Raw genomic sequence first — 15,803 nt, forward strand, 5'->3', positions numbered from 1 at the left:
AAGGCTCACGGCCCCGCGCGTGGCGGAATCGTGCGCAGCCAGAGGATGAGCGCATCGAGATCGCGTGGCGTCATCTTCGAGAAATGCGCCTTGGAGAGATTGGCCATGGTCGGCTTGAGCGGCTTGGCGTCGCGGCCGACGCCGGCGACAATGGCGGCCTTGATCTCCTCGTCGCTCCAGGCGCCGATCCCGGCCGTCGGATGCTGGGTGATATTGGCGCCGACCGCCGTTCCCGCCGGCGTGCGGAACAGCTTGCCGCCGGCGCCGAGCTTTTCCTTATGGTCGAGCGCGCCATTGGTCTCGCCGCTGTGGCATTCCATACAGCGCGCCAGGGTCGCGACATAAAAGCCGCGCCGCAGCGGATTGTCGAGCGCGCTCTCCTCGAATGGCGCCTCGGCGCCGGGAAAGGTGTCGGCCTTCTGCTCGCCGTCGCGGCGCTGCGCCGGCCGCGCGGACTCCACCGGCGCCGATGTGCGCAGAAAGGCGACGACCGCCTCGAGATCCCGCGCGGTCAATATGCGATAATATTCCGACGGCATGGCCGGCGCGAGACGCCCCTCCGGCCCGACGCCGGCGACGATCGCCGCCGTCAGCCGCTCATCGCTCCAGGACCCGATTCCGGTCGCGGCGTCCGATGAAATATTCGGGCCGCGCACGCTGTAAGTCTCGCCATTGAAAGTCTGCGAGCCGCCGGAAAAGCGCTTGTCGAGCCGATAGCCGTCGGGGCCGCGCGGCGTATGGCAATTGTCGCAGGCGGTCAGCGCCTCGACGAGATAACGGCCGCGATCGATATCCGCGGCGGCGGCCGGGGCGGCGAGGCAGAGCGGCAGCAAGGCGCGGCACGCCAGAGAACGCGCCCATGCGAGAGCAGAATTGGAGAGCACAGCCTATCCGATAGCTCGAGAATGTCTCGCCAACATAGGCGGCGCCGAGGCGCGCTTCATTTCAAAAAAGTCTCGATTGCGCGGGCGATTTGTCCCGTCGTCAGAACGGCCGCTCGCGGACGCGCAGATCGAACATGAGCCGCGAGAGCGCCTGCGAGCCTAAGAAGAACAGGCCGGTGACGATGACGATCTCCCCTGCTCCGAGGCGCGCCGGGGCGGCGATGGCGAGCAGCGGGAGCAGCGCCTCGGGAATTTGGTCGAGCCCCGGCGCGCGGCTGCTGGAGGGAAGGCCGAGCCGGCGCTTGACGAAGCTCGAGAAAAGATCGCCCGCCATGGCGAAAGCGCCGAGCAACGCGCCGAGATGAACGGGAAAGCCGACGAGCGGCGCGCAGCAAGCGGCGGCGAGCACGGCGAGAAGCAGCCCGCGCCAAGTCTTGGCGGGGCCGAGCAGCGGCCGTCCGTCGAAGAAGCGGGCGCCGCCGTCCACAGGGCGGGCGAAGAGGTCGCCGAGCAGCCTTTTGCCGAGCACCGGCGCGCCATTGGCGACGATCAGCAGAAGCAGCAAGCGGAGAATCAGGGCTCCATCCATCCCATCCTCACCATGTCGCATCCTCGCCATGTCCCTTCCTCGCCGAACACGCCAGGGCTCAGGGCTCCCTCGGCAATATAGCGGAGGCGGACGCGGCGTCATGCGACCCAATATTCGACTAATCTTGTTGACTTATGGACTTGCGCTCCTAGCATTCACGCTACAGGATTCGCTCAGAAGGCTCTCGAGGACGCCCATGCCGAGCAATGTCGATTTCGTCTTCGTCGATCAGATCGCCGTCGGGCTTTTGGTGACCGAGGGCGAATGCAAGAGATTTTGCGGCGCCTCATGGGCGCTGGCCGCGCTCGAGGGCGCCGTATTCGCTGATCTCGAGGAGGCCGAGAGGATCGTCGCGCGGCATTTGCGCAGCCGCGGCGAGCACGGCTGCGCCGGATAGGTTTCGCGGCGCATCCTTGTCGGAGCGGGCGCGCCTCTCTACATGAGCTGCGATATCCCGCCGCACGGGAGCCTGTATTCCTCGAGGCCGGTCATGGGCGAGGGCGCAGCAGCGGCCGATGGCCCCGATTTCTCGCTCGGCGTCAGCGTCGCCGATATGGCCGACGGCGCCATTCTCTCCGGTCGCGTCGGCGCCGAGCCGGCGCTGCTCATCCGCCGCGGCGACGAATTCTCCATCATCGGCTCCGCCTGCACCCATTATCAGGGTCCGCTCGGCGAGGGGCTGGTGGTCGCCGACACGATCCGCTGCCCCTGGCATCACGCCTGCTTCAGCGTGCGCGACGGACGAGCGCTGCGCGCCCCGGCGCTCGACCCCATTCCCTGCTGGCGCGCCGAAAAGCGCGGCGATCTCCTCTTCGCCATGGAGAAGATCGACCCCTCGACGCGCGAGCGCGCGCCCGCGCCGCCGACGCTCGGGCGCGTCGTCATCATCGGCGGCGGAGCGGCCGGGCTCGCCGCCGCCCATGAGCTGCGCGAGGAAGGCTATTCCGGCTCGCTGGTCATGGTCAGCGCCGACGCCGCCGCCCCCTATGACCGCCCCAATCTGTCGAAAGATTATCTCGCCGGCTCGGCGCCGGAAGACTGGCTGCCGCTGCGCCCGCGCGCTTATTACGAGGAGCGGCGCATCGAGCTGCTGCTGGCGACGCGCGTGCGCGCGATCGACCCCGGCGCGCGACTGGTCTCCCTCGAGCATGGCGAGCCGCTGCGCTATGACGCGCTGCTGCTGGCGACCGGCGCCGAGCCCGTGCGCCTGACAATTCCGGGCGCCGAGCTGCCGCATGTCCATTATCTGCGCAGCCTCGCCGACAGCCGCGCGCTCATCGCCGCGGCGGCGCGGGCCTCGCGCGTCGCGGTGATCGGCGCGAGCTTCATCGGCCTCGAGACCGCCGCCGCGCTGCGCGAGCGCGGGCTCGAGGTCCATGTCGTGGCGCCGGATTCGACGCCGATGCAGAAGACGCTGGGCGAGGACATAGGCCGGCTGGTGCGCGCGACGCATGAGGCGCATGGCGTCGTCTTTCATCTTTGCGAGAGCGTCGTCACCATCGGCGAGGATCATGTCGCTCTGGCGAGCGGCGCGCGCGTCGCCGCCGATCTCGTCGTCGTCGGCGTCGGCGTGCGCCCGCTCACGACGCTCGCCGAGGAGGCCGGCCTCTCCGTCGATCGCGGCGTCCTTGTCGATGAATATCTCGAAACCAGCGCTCAGAGCGTCTTCGCCGCCGGCGATATCGCGCGCTGGCCGGATCGCCGCAGCGGCGAGCGGATCAGGATCGAGCATTTCGTCACCGCCGAGCGCCAAGGGCAGACGGCGGCGCGCAATATACTCGGCGCGAAGGAGCCCTTCGAGGCGCCGCCCTTCTTCTGGAGCCGTCATTACGACATGACCATCGCCTATGTCGGACACGCCGGCGCCTGGGATCGCGTCGAGATCGCCGGCGACCTCGAGAAAAGGGATTGCATCGTCACCTATTTCTCCCGCGATCACAGAATGGCGACAGCCACGATCGGCCGCGATCTGGACAATCTACGCGTGGAAGCCGAGCTGGAAGCGTCGACCAGCGGTTGAACGAGCATAGTCTGCGCACGGATGACGCATTCGACTTCGATTCGAGATATGGGCTCGGCCCATTCTTCTAGCAGGCCATGGCCGGTTCTTTCGTGGACGCGCCCACAGCCTGGCCGAGCAAGTCAAACGGCGACGTCGACGGCCGCTCGATTTTCGAGCGTAGTTCTACGTAGCAGTCGCGACAAATATTTATGCCCAGATTTAGTGATGCTTGGTTAGGAATTAGTTGCGAGGGGTAGAGCATTGATGTATACCCGCAAATGTCTTTGCGGTCGAAACGGCGCTGACTTGCCCGCCCCGAGCTTGCCGGGCTTTGCCCCGTCGACCGCGCCGTGTCAGGACTTCCGGCGCCGAAACGAGAAAGTGAAGAGTGAAGAGATGACATCGACGAACAACATCGAACTCGCGGCCGACATCGTTTCCGCCTATGTGAGCAATAATTCGGTTCCGGCCGGCGATCTCCCGGGCCTCATCAACGAAGTCTATGGCGCGCTCATGCGGGTCGGCTCCGGCGTCGTCGTCGAGCCGGCGGAAGCGCCCAAGCCCGCCATTTCGGTGCGCAAGTCGGTGACCAACGACTTCATCATCTGCCTGGAAGACGGCAAGAAGTTCAAGTCTCTCAAGCGCCATCTGCGCACGCAATACGGTCTTTCGCCGGAAGAATACCGCGAGAAGTGGGGTCTCGCCGCCGATTATCCGATGGTCGCTCCGAATTACGCCAAGGCGCGCTCAACCCTCGCCAAGCAGATGGGCCTCGGCCAGCAGCGCCGCCGCCGCGGCAGCCGCTGATCCCGAACGACCGACGAAGGCGCGCCGCGAGCTCGGCGCGCCCATAGGTTGCAGGCCACGCCGCAGCCGCTTCGTCACATCGTATTTTTTTAAATTCTTTCCGCCCGCTTTCGCCTAGAGCGAGGGTGTGCGAGGAAACGACGCTGGACCCGCGTCCGGCTCGCAACACGGTCGCTTCGGCGGCCGTGGCCGCTCGATTGTTGTCACTTGAGGCGAATGGGGGAAGCTCATGCGGCGTATCGCAGTTGCTCTGTGCATTTCATTCATGGGTTGCTCGGCCGGGTCTGCGTACGAAACAGGGGGCTTGGCCGGATTGTTCGATTTGAGTCCGCGTGGACAGCAGCAGCCGGCCGACGGCCGGCCGCAGGCGACCGCAGTCGCCCGCGAGATCGTGTCCTATCCCGGCGGCTACTCGCCCGGCACCATCGTCGTCTCGACCAATGAGCGGCGGCTCTATTATGTTCTCGGCAATAATCAGGCGATCCGCTATGGCGTCGGCGTCGGCCGGCCGGGCTTCGAATGGACCGGCACGCGCGTCGTCTCCAGCAAGCGCGAATGGCCGGATTGGACGCCGCCCACGCAAATGCTGCGCCGCCGCCCCGATCTGCCGCGCCATATGCAGGGCGGGCTCACCAATCCGCTCGGCGCGCGGGCCATGTATCTCGGCGGCTCGCTCTACCGCATCCACGGCTCCAACGAGCCCGAGACCATCGGCCAGGCGGTTTCCTCCGGCTGCATCCGCATGACCAATGAGGATGTCGTCGACCTCTACGAGCGTGTGCGCGTCGGCGCGCGGGTCATCGTCAACCGCTGATCTCCAAATCCGTAAAATCGCGCGCCGAGCGCCCGAAAGGGTTCGGCGCGCTTTTTTTATCGCTCGCCCGGACGGTCCCGATCCAGGCCCTTTGCCGCGAGCTCCTGCTCGTAGGCGGCGAAATCCGCCGCGCCGCCCGCGCCGAGCTCATGGAGATAGCCCCAGGTGTAGATGCCGGTGTTGTGGAGATCGTCGAAATCCAACCGCACGGCGTAATGGCCGACCGGCGCGACGCCGATTATGGCGACATTGCGCTTGCCGCCCACGGTCTTGCGCTCCTCCGGCGAATGGCCCTGCACCTCGGCCGAGGGGCTGCGCACCCGCAAATGCTCGGCCGAAAGATCGAAGCTCGCCCCATTCTCGAAGCTCACTTTGAGCTTCCGCCCCTCTTCCATCAGGCGTATTTCGCTCGGCCAAATATCCGCGTCGGCCATGGTCTTCTCCCGATCGTCTGGTCGGCCGTCCGCCCCGGCGCACCCATTGCTTGGGGCTTCACGCGCGGCCATTCCGTCAATATATAGGAACCTCCTTTGGAGCCTATACGCAGGACGGGACGCCGCAAACGGTCGACTATATGAATCCGCATCCGAAAATCGCCTATGATCCCACGGCCCCCGCGCCGCTCGTCGACCCGTTCGGACGGGCCGTTTCCTACCTGCGCGTCTCGGTGACGGATCGTTGCGATTTCCGCTGCGTCTACTGCATGTCCGAGCACATGCAATTTTTGCCCCGCCGCGATCTGCTGACGCTGGAGGAGCTCGACCGGCTCTGCACGGCCTTCATCGAGCGGGGCACGCGCAAGCTGCGCATCACCGGCGGTGAGCCCTTGATGCGCCGCGATATTCTCTCGCTGTTCGAGCGTCTCTCGCGTCATCTGATTTCCGGCCGGCTAGAGGAGCTGACGCTCACCACAAACGGCTCTCGGCTCGAGCGCTTCGCGCAGGCGCTGGTCGATTGCGGCGTCAAGCGCGTCAATGTCTCGCTCGACACGCTGGATCGGGAGCGTTTCCGACAATTGACGCGCACCGGCGACCATGAGCGCGTTCTCGCCGGCGTCGACGCGGCGCTACGCGCCGGCCTCGAGGTGAAGCTCAACGCCGTGGCGCTGAAAGGCGTCAATGAGGACGAGTTCGTCGCGCTGACGCGCTTCGCCCATGAGCGCGGCATGGATATGACCTTCATCGAGGTGATGCCGCTCGGCGAGATCGACGGCGGCGAGCGCGTCGATCAATACATCCCGCTGACTTTGGTCCGCGAGCGTCTTGCCGAGCGCTTCACGCTGGAGGAGATCGACTATCGCAGCGGCGGGCCTGCCCGCTACATGCGCGTCGCCGAGACTGGCGGGCGCGTCGGCTTCATCACGCCGCTCTCGCATAATTTCTGCGAATCCTGCAATCGCGTGCGCGTCACCTGCACCGGCACTCTGTTCATGTGCCTCGGCCAGGAGGACGCCGCCGATCTGCGCGCGCCGCTGCGCGCCGATCCGACCGACGCCTCGCTCAACGCCGCCATAGACGAGGCGATCGCCCGCAAGCCCAAGGGCCATGATTTCATCATCGACCGCTCGACGCGAGCGCCGGCCGTCGCGCGGCATATGAGCACGACCGGGGGATGATCCGGCGCCTCGCCACCGCCGCGGCGACCATCGCCCTTCTTCTCTGCCCGGCCGCCGCCGAGCCACGCCATTTGCGCATCGCCAGCGAAGGCGCGCGGCCGCCCTTCAACTATCTCGACGCCAATAATCAGCTCGCCGGATTCGAGATCGATCTGACGCGCGAGATCTGCCGCCGCATCGAGGCCGATTGCGTCTTCATCACCCAGGAATGGGAGAGCCTCGTCTTCGGGCTCGAGAATCGGCAATATGATCTCGTCGTCTCGGCCATGGAGATAAACGAGGAGCGGCTGCGCAAAATCGACTTCTCCAAGCCCTATGCGCATACGCCCTCAGCGCTGATCGCGCAGCGCCAATCGCCGCTCGCGAACGCCGATCCGAAAACGCTGCAGGGCGCCCGCATCGGCGTCGTCGCGGATGGGCCGCAGCAGGCCTATGCGGAGGACAAGCTCAAGGAGAGCGAAGTGCAGCGCTATGCGACGCTCGAGGCCGCCATGCTGGACCTCGCCGAGGGCCGCGTGGACGTCGTCGCGGAGGAAAAGCTCGCGGCCATGGATTTTCTGCGCGAGCGCAAGGAAGGGCGCTGCTGCCGCATCATCGCCGATCTGCCGCAGGACGCGGCCTATTTCGGCGGCGGCTTCGGCTATGGCCTGCGCAAAGGCGCCACGGCGCTGAAGAGCGCAATCGACGCGGCGATCGACGCGATCGTCGCCGACGGAACCTATCGCACGATCCGCAGCAAATATTTCGATTTCGACATACGCTGAAACGGGGACGGCCGGCCTCGGCCTTGCTTCCTCGCTCTCGCATCTCACCCGCAGAGGACCGACCAATGACCGAGCTGACCGTCGCCTTCATCGGATTGGGCGTGATGGGCTATCCGATGGCCGGCCATCTCGTCACGCGCGGCGCGCGCAAAGTCGTCGTCTACAATCGCACGCCGGAGAAAGCCGAGCGCTTCGCCGTGCAATTTTCCGCGAAGACGGCGCCGACGCCGCGCCTCGCCGCCGAAGGCGCGGATTTCGTCTTCTCCTGCGTCGGCAATGACAATGATCTGCGCCAGGTGACGATCGGCGAGGACGGCGCCTTTCGCGCGCTGAAAGCCGGCGCGGTCTTCGTCGATCACACCACCGCCTCGGCGGAGGTCGCGCGCGAGCTCTACGCGCACGCGAAAAAGGGCGGCTTCGGCTTTCTCGACGCGCCGATCTCCGGCGGCCAGTCCGGCGCCGAGAATGGCGCGCTCACGGTGATGTGCGGCGGCGATGCGGAGGATTTCGCCCGCGTCGAGCCCGTGCTCGCCGCCTATGCGCGCGCCAGCCGGCTGATGGGACCGTCCGGCGCCGGGCAGCTCACCAAAATGGTCAATCAGATCTGTATCGCCGGCCTCGTCCAGGGCCTCGCCGAGGCGCTGGATTTCGCCAGCCGCGCCGGGCTGGACGGCGCCGCGGTCGTCGAGCTCATCAAGAATGGCGCGGCGCAATCCTGGCAGATGGAGAATCGCCACAAGACCATGCTCGCCGGCGAATATGATTTCGGCTTCGCGGTCGAATGGATGCGCAAGGACCTCGGCATATGCTTCGCCGAGGCCCGCCGCAATGGCGCGAGCCTGCCGGTCGCCGCGCTGGTCGATCAATTCTACGCCGAGGTGGAGAATATGGGAGGCCGACGCTGGGACACGTCGAGCCTCATGGCGCGCCTGCGCAGATAGGGCGCAGACGGCGAGAATGGAAAGCGCGAGCGCGGCTGCCAACCGGAGGCGGATGCGCGAATCGGAGCGCGCTTTCAAATCGTTCGGTGAGTGTTATGGTCGCGCCGGGCCTGGGGAGGTCCAGGTCGCGCTCTTTAGTCCCCTGGGGCGGAGAGCGATGATGGGAGAAAAAAATGAAAGCCAAGATCGTTTCGGGCTCGACCATCGCCGCGGCGGCGATCGCTCTGGCGCTCGCGGGCGGCGTTTCGACGCAGGCCTCCGCCAAGCATTCCAAACATGTCTGCAATATGGAAAAAGGCCAGTGCGGCGGCAAGACGAAGTGCATGACCAAAAAGGGCGTCTGCAAGCATCATAAGGGGCATAAGGCCTCCTGCAGCGCCAAGGGTTCCTGCGCCGGCCGCTGAGCCGATCGAAGCCGTCGATCGCGCGCCATTCGGGGCGCGATCGATTCTCGCGGCGGGGGCGACGCGAAAGAGCATTTGGAGCGCGAGAGATGAGCAGACCCGCCCCATTGGGACACGGCCTCGGACTGAGGCCGATCTATTATGATGAAATTCTCTCGACGCGCCCTGCCGTCGACTGGTTCGAGATCATCTCGGAAAATTACATGACCGGCGGCGGCCGGCCCACCGCCATGCTGGAGCGCGTGCGCGCCGATTATCCGATCGTGATGCATGGCGTCGCAATGTCGCTCGCCTCCACCGATCCGCTCGACTTCGATTATCTGCGCGAGCTGAAGACGCTGGCCGAGCGCGTGGAGCCGGCCTTCGTCTCCGACCATCTCGCCTGGACCGGCGTGCATGGCGTGACGCTGCACGATCTCTTGCCGATTCCCTATACGGAGGAAGCGCTCGCCCATGTCGCCGAGCGCGTGATGCGTGTGCAGGATTTTCTCGGCCGGCGCCTCGTCGTCGAGAACGCCTCCACCTATGTCGCCTTTCGCGAATCTGAGATGAGCGAATGGGCCTTCGTCAATGAGCTGGCGCGGCGCGCCGACTGCCTGCTGCTGCTCGACGTCAACAATGTCTTCGTCTCCAGCTTCAATCACGGCTTCGACGCCAATGCGTTCATTGACGCCATAGACCCGGATCGCGTGGCGCAATTCCATATGGCCGGCCATACCGACAATGGCACGCATCGCATCGACACGCATGACCAGCCGGTCTGCGACGAGGTGTGGGCGCTCTATGAGCGCGCGCGGCGGCGCTTCGGCGCGGTCTCGACCATGATCGAGCGCGACGATAATTTCCCGCCCTTCGAGGAATTGCTCGCCGAGCTCGGCCATATGCGCGAGATCGCCGCGCACATAGACGCCGAGAGCGCACGGAGCGCCGCATGAGGCTCGCAGAGCTGCAGGCCATGTTCCAGGCCGGCGTGCTCGCCGGCGCCGAGGATGGCGCGCAAATTCTCGAATCGGTGAAGAATTCGCGCCAAGCCGACCGCACCACGCTCTTCGGCGTCTATGTGAACGCCTATCACGCGCGGCTCGCGGAGTTCCTGGCGGCGGACTTCCCCGCCCTGCGCGCGCTCATCGGCGAGGAAGCCTTCGACGCGCTCGCCGACGCCTATATCGGCGCGCAGCCCTCGCGCGAGCGCAACGCCCGCTGGTACACGACGCGCCTGCCGGATTTTCTGCGCGAGAGCGAAGCGTGGCGCGACGATGCGCGCGCGATCGACCTCGCGCTGTTCGAGCGCGCGCTCACCGACGCTTTCGACGCGCCCGACGCCGAAGCTCTGCCGATCGAGGAGCTGGCCGCCTTCGCGCCCGAGCAATGGCCGCGCCTCTCCTTCGCCTTTCACCCGAGCCTCATATTGCTGGAGCTCGAGACCGGCACGATCGCGACGCATGAGGCGGCGATGGAGCAGCAGGAGCTGCCGCCGCGCGGCGAAGGCCGCGGCCATGTCGCCCTATGGCGCGCCGATCTCGACTCCGTTCATTGCGAATTGGAGGCGGACGAGTTCATGGCGCTGTCTCTGGCGATGGAGGGTCACGCTTTCGGCGACATTTGCCAAATGGCCGCCTTCCGCGATCACGCCGACGCCTCGCCCGAGCGCCTGGCGCAAATGCTCACCGGCTGGTTCCAGGAAGGGCTGGTGGTGGGCGCGGAGGCAGGCGAGGAGGGCTGAGCGGCTTTCTCCGCCGCCATTCGCGCCGAGCCTCTCACCCCGGCCCTCTCCCCGCTGACGCAGGGAGAGGGAGCGCACGGCGTCCGCACGCCATAACGACGCACAAGCTCTCGAGGCGTGACGGTCGCGCCCTCGCGGTCCCCACATTTGGGGGCATATCGCGAATAGGGCGGTGATTCGCCTTCCGTTCTCCTATATTCTCCCCGCTTCGAAGGAGAATCGCCTTGTCACGTCAAGCGCCGCCGGAAGACTTCACGCCGCTCGAGGGAGGCGTCGCCGCGCGCGCCGCTGCGCTCGCCGGACGCGGGCGCTTTCTCGAGGCGCTCAACCCCGAGCAGCGCGCCGCCGTCGAGACCATCGACGGCCCGCTGCTGGTGCTCGCCGGCGCCGGCACAGGCAAGACGCGCGTGCTGACGACGCGCATCGCGCACATACTCTCGAGCGGACGGGCGCGGCCTTGGGAAATCCTCGCCGTCACCTTCACCAACAAGGCCGCGCGCGAGATGCGCGAGCGCATCGAGAGCTTGGCCGGCCCCGGCGCCGAGGCGCTGCAGTGGCTCGGCACATTTCACGCGATCAGCGCGAAAATCCTGCGCCGCCATGCAGAGCTGGCGGGGCTCAAATCCAATTTCACCATTCTCGACACCGACGATCAGATCCGCCTGCTCAAGCAGGTTCTGCAGGCCGAGAACATAGACGACAAGCGCTGGCCGCCGCGCGGCCTCGCGCATCAGATCGACGCCTGGAAGAACCGCGGCCTCTCGCCGGATCAGGTCCCCCTCGGCGAGGCGCAGAGCTTCGGCGACGGCAAGGGCAAGAAGCTCTATGCGCTCTATCAGGAGCGCTTGAAGGTGCTGAACGCCGTCGATTTCGGCGATCTTCTGCTCGAGACTCTGCGGCTCTTTCGCGAGAACGCCGATGTGCTCGACGAATATCGGCAGCGCTTCAAATATATTCTCGTCGACGAATATCAGGACACCAACACAGCGCAATATCTCTGGCTGCGCCTCATCGCGCAGGGGCGGCACAATGTCTGCTGCGTCGGTGACGACGATCAGAGCGTGTACGGTTGGCGCGGCGCCGAGGTGGAGAATATTCTGCGCTTCGAGAAGGATTTTCCCGGCGCGAAAATCGTGCGGCTCGAGCGCAATTATCGCTCGACGGGGCATATTCTCGCGGCGGCCTCGCATCTCATCGCGCGCAATGAGGGGCGCCTCGGCAAGACGCTTTTCACCGAAGGCGCCGATGGCGAGAAGCCCAGCGTCACCGGCGTGTGGGACAGCGAGGAGGAAGCGCGCGCGATCGGCGAAGATATCGAGCAATTGCAGCGCAAGGGGCATAATCTCGAGGAGATCGCCATTCTCGTGCGCGCGTCTTTCCAGATGCGCGAGTTCGAGGAGCGCTTCATCACGCTCGGCCTGCCCTATCGCGTGATCGGCGGCCCGCGCTTCTATGAGCGGCTGGAGATACGCGACGCGCTCGCCTATCTGCGCTGCGTCGCGCAGCCTTTCGACGATCTCGCCTTCGAGCGCATCGTCAACACGCCCAAGCGCGGATTGGGCGACGCCACGCTGCAAGTGCTGCACGAATATTCGCGCCGCGAGAGCACGCCGCTGATGCAGGCGGCGCGCATCATCGTCGAGACGGAGGAGCTGAAGCCCAAGCCCCGCGCGACGCTGCGCGCGCTGATCGCCGATTTCGATCGCTGGCGCAGCCTCATCGAGACGACGCCGCAGAACGAGCTCGCCGAGACGGTGCTGGACGAATCCGGCTACACGCAAATGTGGCGCGACGACAAGACGCCGGAAGCGGCGGGCCGACTGGAGAATTTGAAGGAGCTGGTGCGCGCCATGGAGGAATTCCCCGATCTTTCGGGCTTCCTCGAGCATGTGTCGCTGGTGATGGAGACGGACGAGGCCGCCGATCAGCGGCGCGTGTCGATCATGACGCTGCATGGTGCCAAGGGGCTCGAGTTCGAGACCGTCTATCTGCCCGGCTGGGAGGAAGGCCTGTTTCCGCATCAGCGCTCGCTGGACGACAATGGCCGCGCCGGATTGGAAGAGGAGCGCCGCCTCGCCTATGTGGGAATTACGCGCGCCAAGCGGCGGCTCAAGATTTTCTTCGCGACAAATCGCCGTATCCACGGCCTGTGGCAGACGACTCTGCCCTCGCGTTTTCTCGATGATCTGCCGGCCGCCAATGTCGAGGTGAAGGAAGCTTCCGGCGGCTCGCAATATGGCTCTTACGGCGTGTCGCGCTTCGCCAATATGGACAGCTATGGCTCGAGCTATGCGACGCCGGGCTGGAAGCGCGCGCAGACCGCGCGCGAGAGCGGCGCGAGCAAGTCCGCCTCACGCCGCGCGCCGCTGACCATAGAAGGCGAAGTGCTGGCGAAATCCTCCGCGAGCGCGCGCTTTACGATCGGCGCGCGCGTGTTCCACCAGAAGTTCGGGCCGGGCACAGTGGCCAATGTCGACGGCAACAAGCTGCAGGTCGATTTCGACAAGGCCGGACGTAAGATGGTGCTCGAGAGCTTTGTCGAGCGCGGATAATCACGCAGGCTCGGCGCGCCGTCCACAGGCGCCGGGCGTTTACAATTTGTTACCGGGCCGTATATGATCGCCGCATTGCGTCAACAGAAAGCGGATTGATCATGATGTTTGTCGAGCCGCCGCTCGTGAAGAGCGCCTGACCTTCCGACGCGAAGCCGCATAGACACCTCCTCGTCCTATGATGAGCGAGAACGTCATCGTGTTTCGTCGCGTCTTTTAGATTTTAGACGCTCACAGAATCCGGCGTGACCTCCGCGTCGGCCGATGATCTTTGTCTTTGTCTCATTTCGAGGTTCCTCATGGCGTCGTATCAAAATTCAGATCATGTCGTCGAAGGCGTTTCCAACCGCCGCGCGCACGGCTGGGCGGTGGTGAGCACGCAAGCTCACCAAGAGCGTCTCGCTCTCGAAAATCTGATGCGTCAACAATACCACGTCTATTGCCCCTTCGTGCTCAAGCGCGTCCGCCATGCGCGTCGCACGCGAGAGGTCTCGCGGCCGCTGTTTCCTGGCTATATTTTTGTGGAGCTGGCGCCAGAGACGCGCTGGAGTCCGATCTGCTCGACCTTCGGGGTGAGAGCGCTGGTTCGTTCCGGCGAGAAGCCGAGCTTTCTTCCCGGCGATTTCATCGATGATTTGAAAATAAGGGAGATCGACGGCGTGATCGTCGCGCCGTCACGCCCCTTCGAGATCGGCCAGAAGGTGCGCATCACCGGCGGCGCGTTCCACGATTTCATCGCCACGATCATCGACATGGACGAGCGTGATCGCATCGTCGTGCTGATGGAATTGCTCAGCCGTCCGGTCAAGGTCAAATTGACGTCGGAGCAGGTCGACGCCTGCTAGACGAGAAATCACTCTAGATTTCATTGTTCTGTCGCGTTTTCTTCACGCGAACCGTTCCCACTTCGCTCGAAAACACTCTAGAGCGACGCATCGCGACAAGCGGATACGCCCATGGCGATGAGCGCTTCGCCGGACAGCATCTTGGCCCTGTCGAAATCCGTGTTGTCGAGCGCGCCGGATCGCATGACCCACTCGCGTACGCGCGGGGGGTAGAAGGCGAGCATCTCGAGTGAGCCGAGACTGTCGGGGCGCGGATCATCGGGCAAATGCGCGGCGTGGAACCAGAATTGCGCGCCGGGCTCCACGCAGACATTGCGCAGGCCGAGAAAGATCGTGCAGGCGGAAGCGCAAACGCCGCGAATGGCTTTCGGCGCGCCGCGCGCGTCGAGCCGGCGCGCCTCATCGATATAGGCGCGCAGATTGCCGCCGGCGTCACGCGGCGTCGCCAGCGGCGCGCCCTGACATCCGGCGAGCATGAGAGCGAGCGCCACAGATCCGCGCCGCGCGCTCATAGCTCGTGGACGAGCTCCGTTCGCCGCGACGCATGCTCGTCGCGGCGCGCGGCGCGGCTCGACTTTTTGCAGATGACGGCGCAGCACATCGCGAAGACGGCGGCGAGCGCCGAGGTTCGCATTGGATAGTCGATCGTCGAATGCGCGAACAGCAGCCCAACGACGATGAGAGCGGCGAAACGCTCTTTTCTCAGCGTCGCATCACTCTCGCGGAAATTGCGCAAAGCGGCGATCAGCGTCGCGGCAAGCCAGCAGAGGACGAGCAGAATGCCGACGAGCCCGAGCTCCATCGCCAATTCGAGAATGTCATTGTGCGCGTGATTGACGATCGCCGGGACGATCATGCTCGTCGGCTCGAACAGCGGATAGACGCGATCGAATGTGCCGAGGCCGGAGCCGAGCGGGAAGAACGCCTGCATCGTCTCGAAGGAGACGCGAAACACCTTCCAGCGCGCATCGGCGGCGATATCCGCGCCCATGAAGCGATCGATGATTTGCGTGAGCCCGAAATAGGGCGCCAGCAGGCCGGTGACGATGAGCGCCGGCGCGATGACGAAATAGATCGCCGCCTTGCCGGCCCGCGCGCCGCCGAGCCGGTCGCCGAGAATGAGCGCATAGGTGAGCGCGGCCGAGACGAGGCCGAATAGCAGAGCCGAGCGCGAGCCCGTCATCATGAGGCCGAGCGTAAAAAGCATGAGCAGCGCGAACACCGCCAGCACGCCATAGGCGGAACGCCGCGACAAATATCGCTCCAGCGCATAGGCGGCGAGCGGCGTCAGCGAATAGAGAAAGGCCGCCGTGTGATTTCTGTTGACGAAAAGGCCGACGTCGACGCCGCTGTGGAATCGAAGCGCGCTTTTTTGGCCCTGCACGATCTGCATCACCTCGAGCAGGACGGTCGCGACGCCGATGCATGTGGCGAGCAGCATCAGGCGCCGCCGCTCATCGGCGTGGCAGGACAAGACGCCGAGAAAAATGGCGATCGGCGCGGTCAGAGCGAGAAGGCTGATCGACGTCGCCCATGGCGCGACGGAAAGGCCGAGCCATGGCGGAGAAAGCTCGGCGATGCGATAGGTGTCGGCGACGGCGTCACGCCCCGGCAGCATGTTCCAAACCGAGGGCGCGAGCGGAATGAGCTGCAGCAGCGGAACGGCGACGATGACGCCGAGCAGGGCCGCGATCCAACCGCGGCCCGCGAGGCTCCTGCCTATGTCCGGCAAGACCAGCGCCAGCAGCGGAAGCGCCGCGAGCTGCACCACGACATCCGAGACGCCGCCCTTTTGCGTCGCGCCGCCGAAGATCAGCGACGCCGCTATGGCGGCGCCGCAGAGCATCTCGGTCTTGCGCATGA

At 65.4% G+C, this 15,803-nt stretch carries 17 protein-coding genes; 12 read left to right on the forward strand and 5 right to left on the reverse strand.

Annotated elements, in window-relative coordinates; all coding sequences use genetic code 11:
* Positions 1 to 5 precede the first annotated feature (5 nt).
* The gene (locus tag METLW3_RS0119160; protein ID WP_245267417.1) at positions 6 to 884 is read right to left on the reverse strand and encodes a c-type cytochrome; all 879 of its coding nucleotides are present in this window, start codon (positions 882 to 884) and stop codon (positions 6 to 8) included.
* Between the two features lie 100 nt (positions 885 to 984).
* Positions 985 to 1,473 (reverse strand): CDP-archaeol synthase, encoded by a 489-nt coding sequence (locus METLW3_RS0119165; protein ID WP_024881434.1) that lies wholly within the window; start codon positions 1,471 to 1,473, stop codon positions 985 to 987.
* A gap of 196 nt (positions 1,474 to 1,669) precedes the next feature.
* On the opposite strand from METLW3_RS0119165, the gene METLW3_RS0119170 reads away from it, so the two are divergent.
* The 4 genes from METLW3_RS0119170 (at position 1,670) to METLW3_RS0119185 (ending at position 5,096) form a co-directional block, all read left to right on the forward strand.
* A complete protein-coding gene (locus METLW3_RS0119170) occupies positions 1,670 to 1,870 on the forward strand; it encodes a hypothetical protein (protein WP_024881435.1) in 201 nt (66 codons plus the stop codon).
* Positions 1,871 to 1,963: 93 nt separating this feature from the next.
* Positions 1,964 to 3,493 (forward strand): FAD-dependent oxidoreductase, encoded by a 1,530-nt coding sequence (locus METLW3_RS0119175; protein WP_024881436.1) that lies wholly within the window; start codon positions 1,964 to 1,966, stop codon positions 3,491 to 3,493.
* A 378-nt stretch (positions 3,494 to 3,871) separates the two neighbouring features.
* Entirely contained in the window at positions 3,872 to 4,282 is a 411-nt protein-coding gene (locus METLW3_RS0119180) for a MucR family transcriptional regulator (protein ID WP_024881437.1), read from the forward strand.
* Between the two features lie 229 nt (positions 4,283 to 4,511).
* Positions 4,512 to 5,096, forward strand: coding sequence for a L,D-transpeptidase (locus METLW3_RS0119185; protein ID WP_024881438.1), 585 nt, complete (start codon positions 4,512 to 4,514; stop codon positions 5,094 to 5,096).
* Between the two features lie 56 nt (positions 5,097 to 5,152).
* Here METLW3_RS0119185 and METLW3_RS0119190 read toward each other — a convergent pair whose 3' ends face one another.
* A complete protein-coding gene (locus METLW3_RS0119190) occupies positions 5,153 to 5,530 on the reverse strand; it encodes a DUF971 domain-containing protein (protein WP_024881439.1) in 378 nt (125 codons plus the stop codon).
* Between the two features lie 140 nt (positions 5,531 to 5,670).
* Here METLW3_RS0119190 and moaA point away from each other — a divergent pair, with 140 nt between their 5' ends.
* From moaA to METLW3_RS25915, 8 genes are all read left to right on the forward strand, one after another.
* Positions 5,671 to 6,711: a GTP 3',8-cyclase MoaA gene (gene moaA, locus METLW3_RS0119195; protein WP_024881440.1), complete on the forward strand. Its 1,041-nt coding sequence runs from the start codon at positions 5,671 to 5,673 to the stop codon at positions 6,709 to 6,711.
* Positions 6,708 to 7,475, forward strand: a complete 768-nt coding sequence (locus tag METLW3_RS0119200; RefSeq protein WP_024881441.1) for a transporter substrate-binding domain-containing protein — start codon at positions 6,708 to 6,710, stop codon at positions 7,473 to 7,475. The genes moaA and METLW3_RS0119200 overlap by 4 nt, the downstream gene beginning before the upstream one ends.
* A gap of 65 nt (positions 7,476 to 7,540) precedes the next feature.
* On the forward strand, positions 7,541 to 8,416 hold the full coding sequence (locus METLW3_RS0119205; protein WP_036309046.1) for an NAD(P)-dependent oxidoreductase: 876 nt from the start codon (positions 7,541 to 7,543) through the stop codon (positions 8,414 to 8,416).
* Positions 8,417 to 8,589: 173 nt separating this feature from the next.
* Positions 8,590 to 8,820: a hypothetical protein gene (locus tag METLW3_RS0119210; RefSeq protein ID WP_018267602.1), complete on the forward strand. Its 231-nt coding sequence runs from the start codon at positions 8,590 to 8,592 to the stop codon at positions 8,818 to 8,820.
* A gap of 89 nt (positions 8,821 to 8,909) precedes the next feature.
* Entirely contained in the window at positions 8,910 to 9,755 is an 846-nt protein-coding gene (locus METLW3_RS0119215; RefSeq protein ID WP_024881443.1) for a DUF692 domain-containing protein, read from the forward strand.
* Entirely contained in the window at positions 9,752 to 10,543 is a 792-nt protein-coding gene (locus METLW3_RS0119220; RefSeq protein ID WP_024881444.1) for a DNA-binding domain-containing protein, read from the forward strand. Before METLW3_RS0119215 ends, METLW3_RS0119220 begins: the two co-directional genes overlap by 4 nt.
* Before the next feature lie 224 nt (positions 10,544 to 10,767).
* Positions 10,768 to 13,095, forward strand: a complete 2,328-nt coding sequence (locus METLW3_RS0119225; RefSeq protein WP_024881445.1) for a UvrD-helicase domain-containing protein — start codon at positions 10,768 to 10,770, stop codon at positions 13,093 to 13,095.
* 299 nt (positions 13,096 to 13,394) lie between these two features.
* On the forward strand, positions 13,395 to 13,940 hold the full coding sequence (locus METLW3_RS25915) for a transcription termination/antitermination NusG family protein (RefSeq protein ID WP_024881446.1): 546 nt from the start codon (positions 13,395 to 13,397) through the stop codon (positions 13,938 to 13,940).
* Between the two features lie 77 nt (positions 13,941 to 14,017).
* On the opposite strand, the gene METLW3_RS0119235 is transcribed toward METLW3_RS25915, so the two are convergent.
* The gene (locus tag METLW3_RS0119235; RefSeq protein ID WP_245267418.1) at positions 14,018 to 14,431 is read right to left on the reverse strand and encodes a hypothetical protein; all 414 of its coding nucleotides are present in this window, start codon (positions 14,429 to 14,431) and stop codon (positions 14,018 to 14,020) included.
* 17 nt (positions 14,432 to 14,448) lie between these two features.
* Positions 14,449 to 15,801, reverse strand: a complete 1,353-nt coding sequence (locus METLW3_RS0119240) for an O-antigen ligase family protein (RefSeq protein ID WP_024881448.1) — start codon at positions 15,799 to 15,801, stop codon at positions 14,449 to 14,451.
* Between the last annotated feature and the right edge of the window lie 2 nt (positions 15,802 to 15,803).

Origin of the sequence: Methylosinus sp. LW3, assembly GCF_000527115.1 — a bacterium.
Classification (GTDB): Bacteria; Pseudomonadota; Alphaproteobacteria; order Rhizobiales; family Beijerinckiaceae; genus Methylosinus.

Coding starts and splice junctions, on each gene's coding strand:
- METLW3_RS0119165 (WP_024881434.1), bottom strand. CDS start 1,473: ATGGATGGAGCCCTGATTCTCCGCTTGCTGCTTCTGCTGATCGTCGCC.
- METLW3_RS0119170 (WP_024881435.1), top strand. CDS start 1,670: ATGCCGAGCAATGTCGATTTCGTCTTCGTCGATCAGATCGCCGTCGGG.
- METLW3_RS0119175 (WP_024881436.1), top strand. CDS start 1,964: ATGGGCGAGGGCGCAGCAGCGGCCGATGGCCCCGATTTCTCGCTCGGC.
- METLW3_RS0119180 (WP_024881437.1), top strand. CDS start 3,872: ATGACATCGACGAACAACATCGAACTCGCGGCCGACATCGTTTCCGCC.
- METLW3_RS0119185 (WP_024881438.1), top strand. CDS start 4,512: ATGCGGCGTATCGCAGTTGCTCTGTGCATTTCATTCATGGGTTGCTCG.
- METLW3_RS0119190 (WP_024881439.1), bottom strand. CDS start 5,530: ATGGCCGACGCGGATATTTGGCCGAGCGAAATACGCCTGATGGAAGAG.
- moaA (WP_024881440.1), top strand. CDS start 5,671: ATGAATCCGCATCCGAAAATCGCCTATGATCCCACGGCCCCCGCGCCG.
- METLW3_RS0119200 (WP_024881441.1), top strand. CDS start 6,708: ATGATCCGGCGCCTCGCCACCGCCGCGGCGACCATCGCCCTTCTTCTC.
- METLW3_RS0119205 (WP_036309046.1), top strand. CDS start 7,541: ATGACCGAGCTGACCGTCGCCTTCATCGGATTGGGCGTGATGGGCTAT.
- METLW3_RS0119210 (WP_018267602.1), top strand. CDS start 8,590: ATGAAAGCCAAGATCGTTTCGGGCTCGACCATCGCCGCGGCGGCGATC.
- METLW3_RS0119215 (WP_024881443.1), top strand. CDS start 8,910: ATGAGCAGACCCGCCCCATTGGGACACGGCCTCGGACTGAGGCCGATC.
- METLW3_RS0119220 (WP_024881444.1), top strand. CDS start 9,752: ATGAGGCTCGCAGAGCTGCAGGCCATGTTCCAGGCCGGCGTGCTCGCC.
- METLW3_RS25915 (WP_024881446.1), top strand. CDS start 13,395: ATGGCGTCGTATCAAAATTCAGATCATGTCGTCGAAGGCGTTTCCAAC.
- METLW3_RS0119240 (WP_024881448.1), bottom strand. CDS start 15,801: ATGCGCAAGACCGAGATGCTCTGCGGCGCCGCCATAGCGGCGTCGCTG.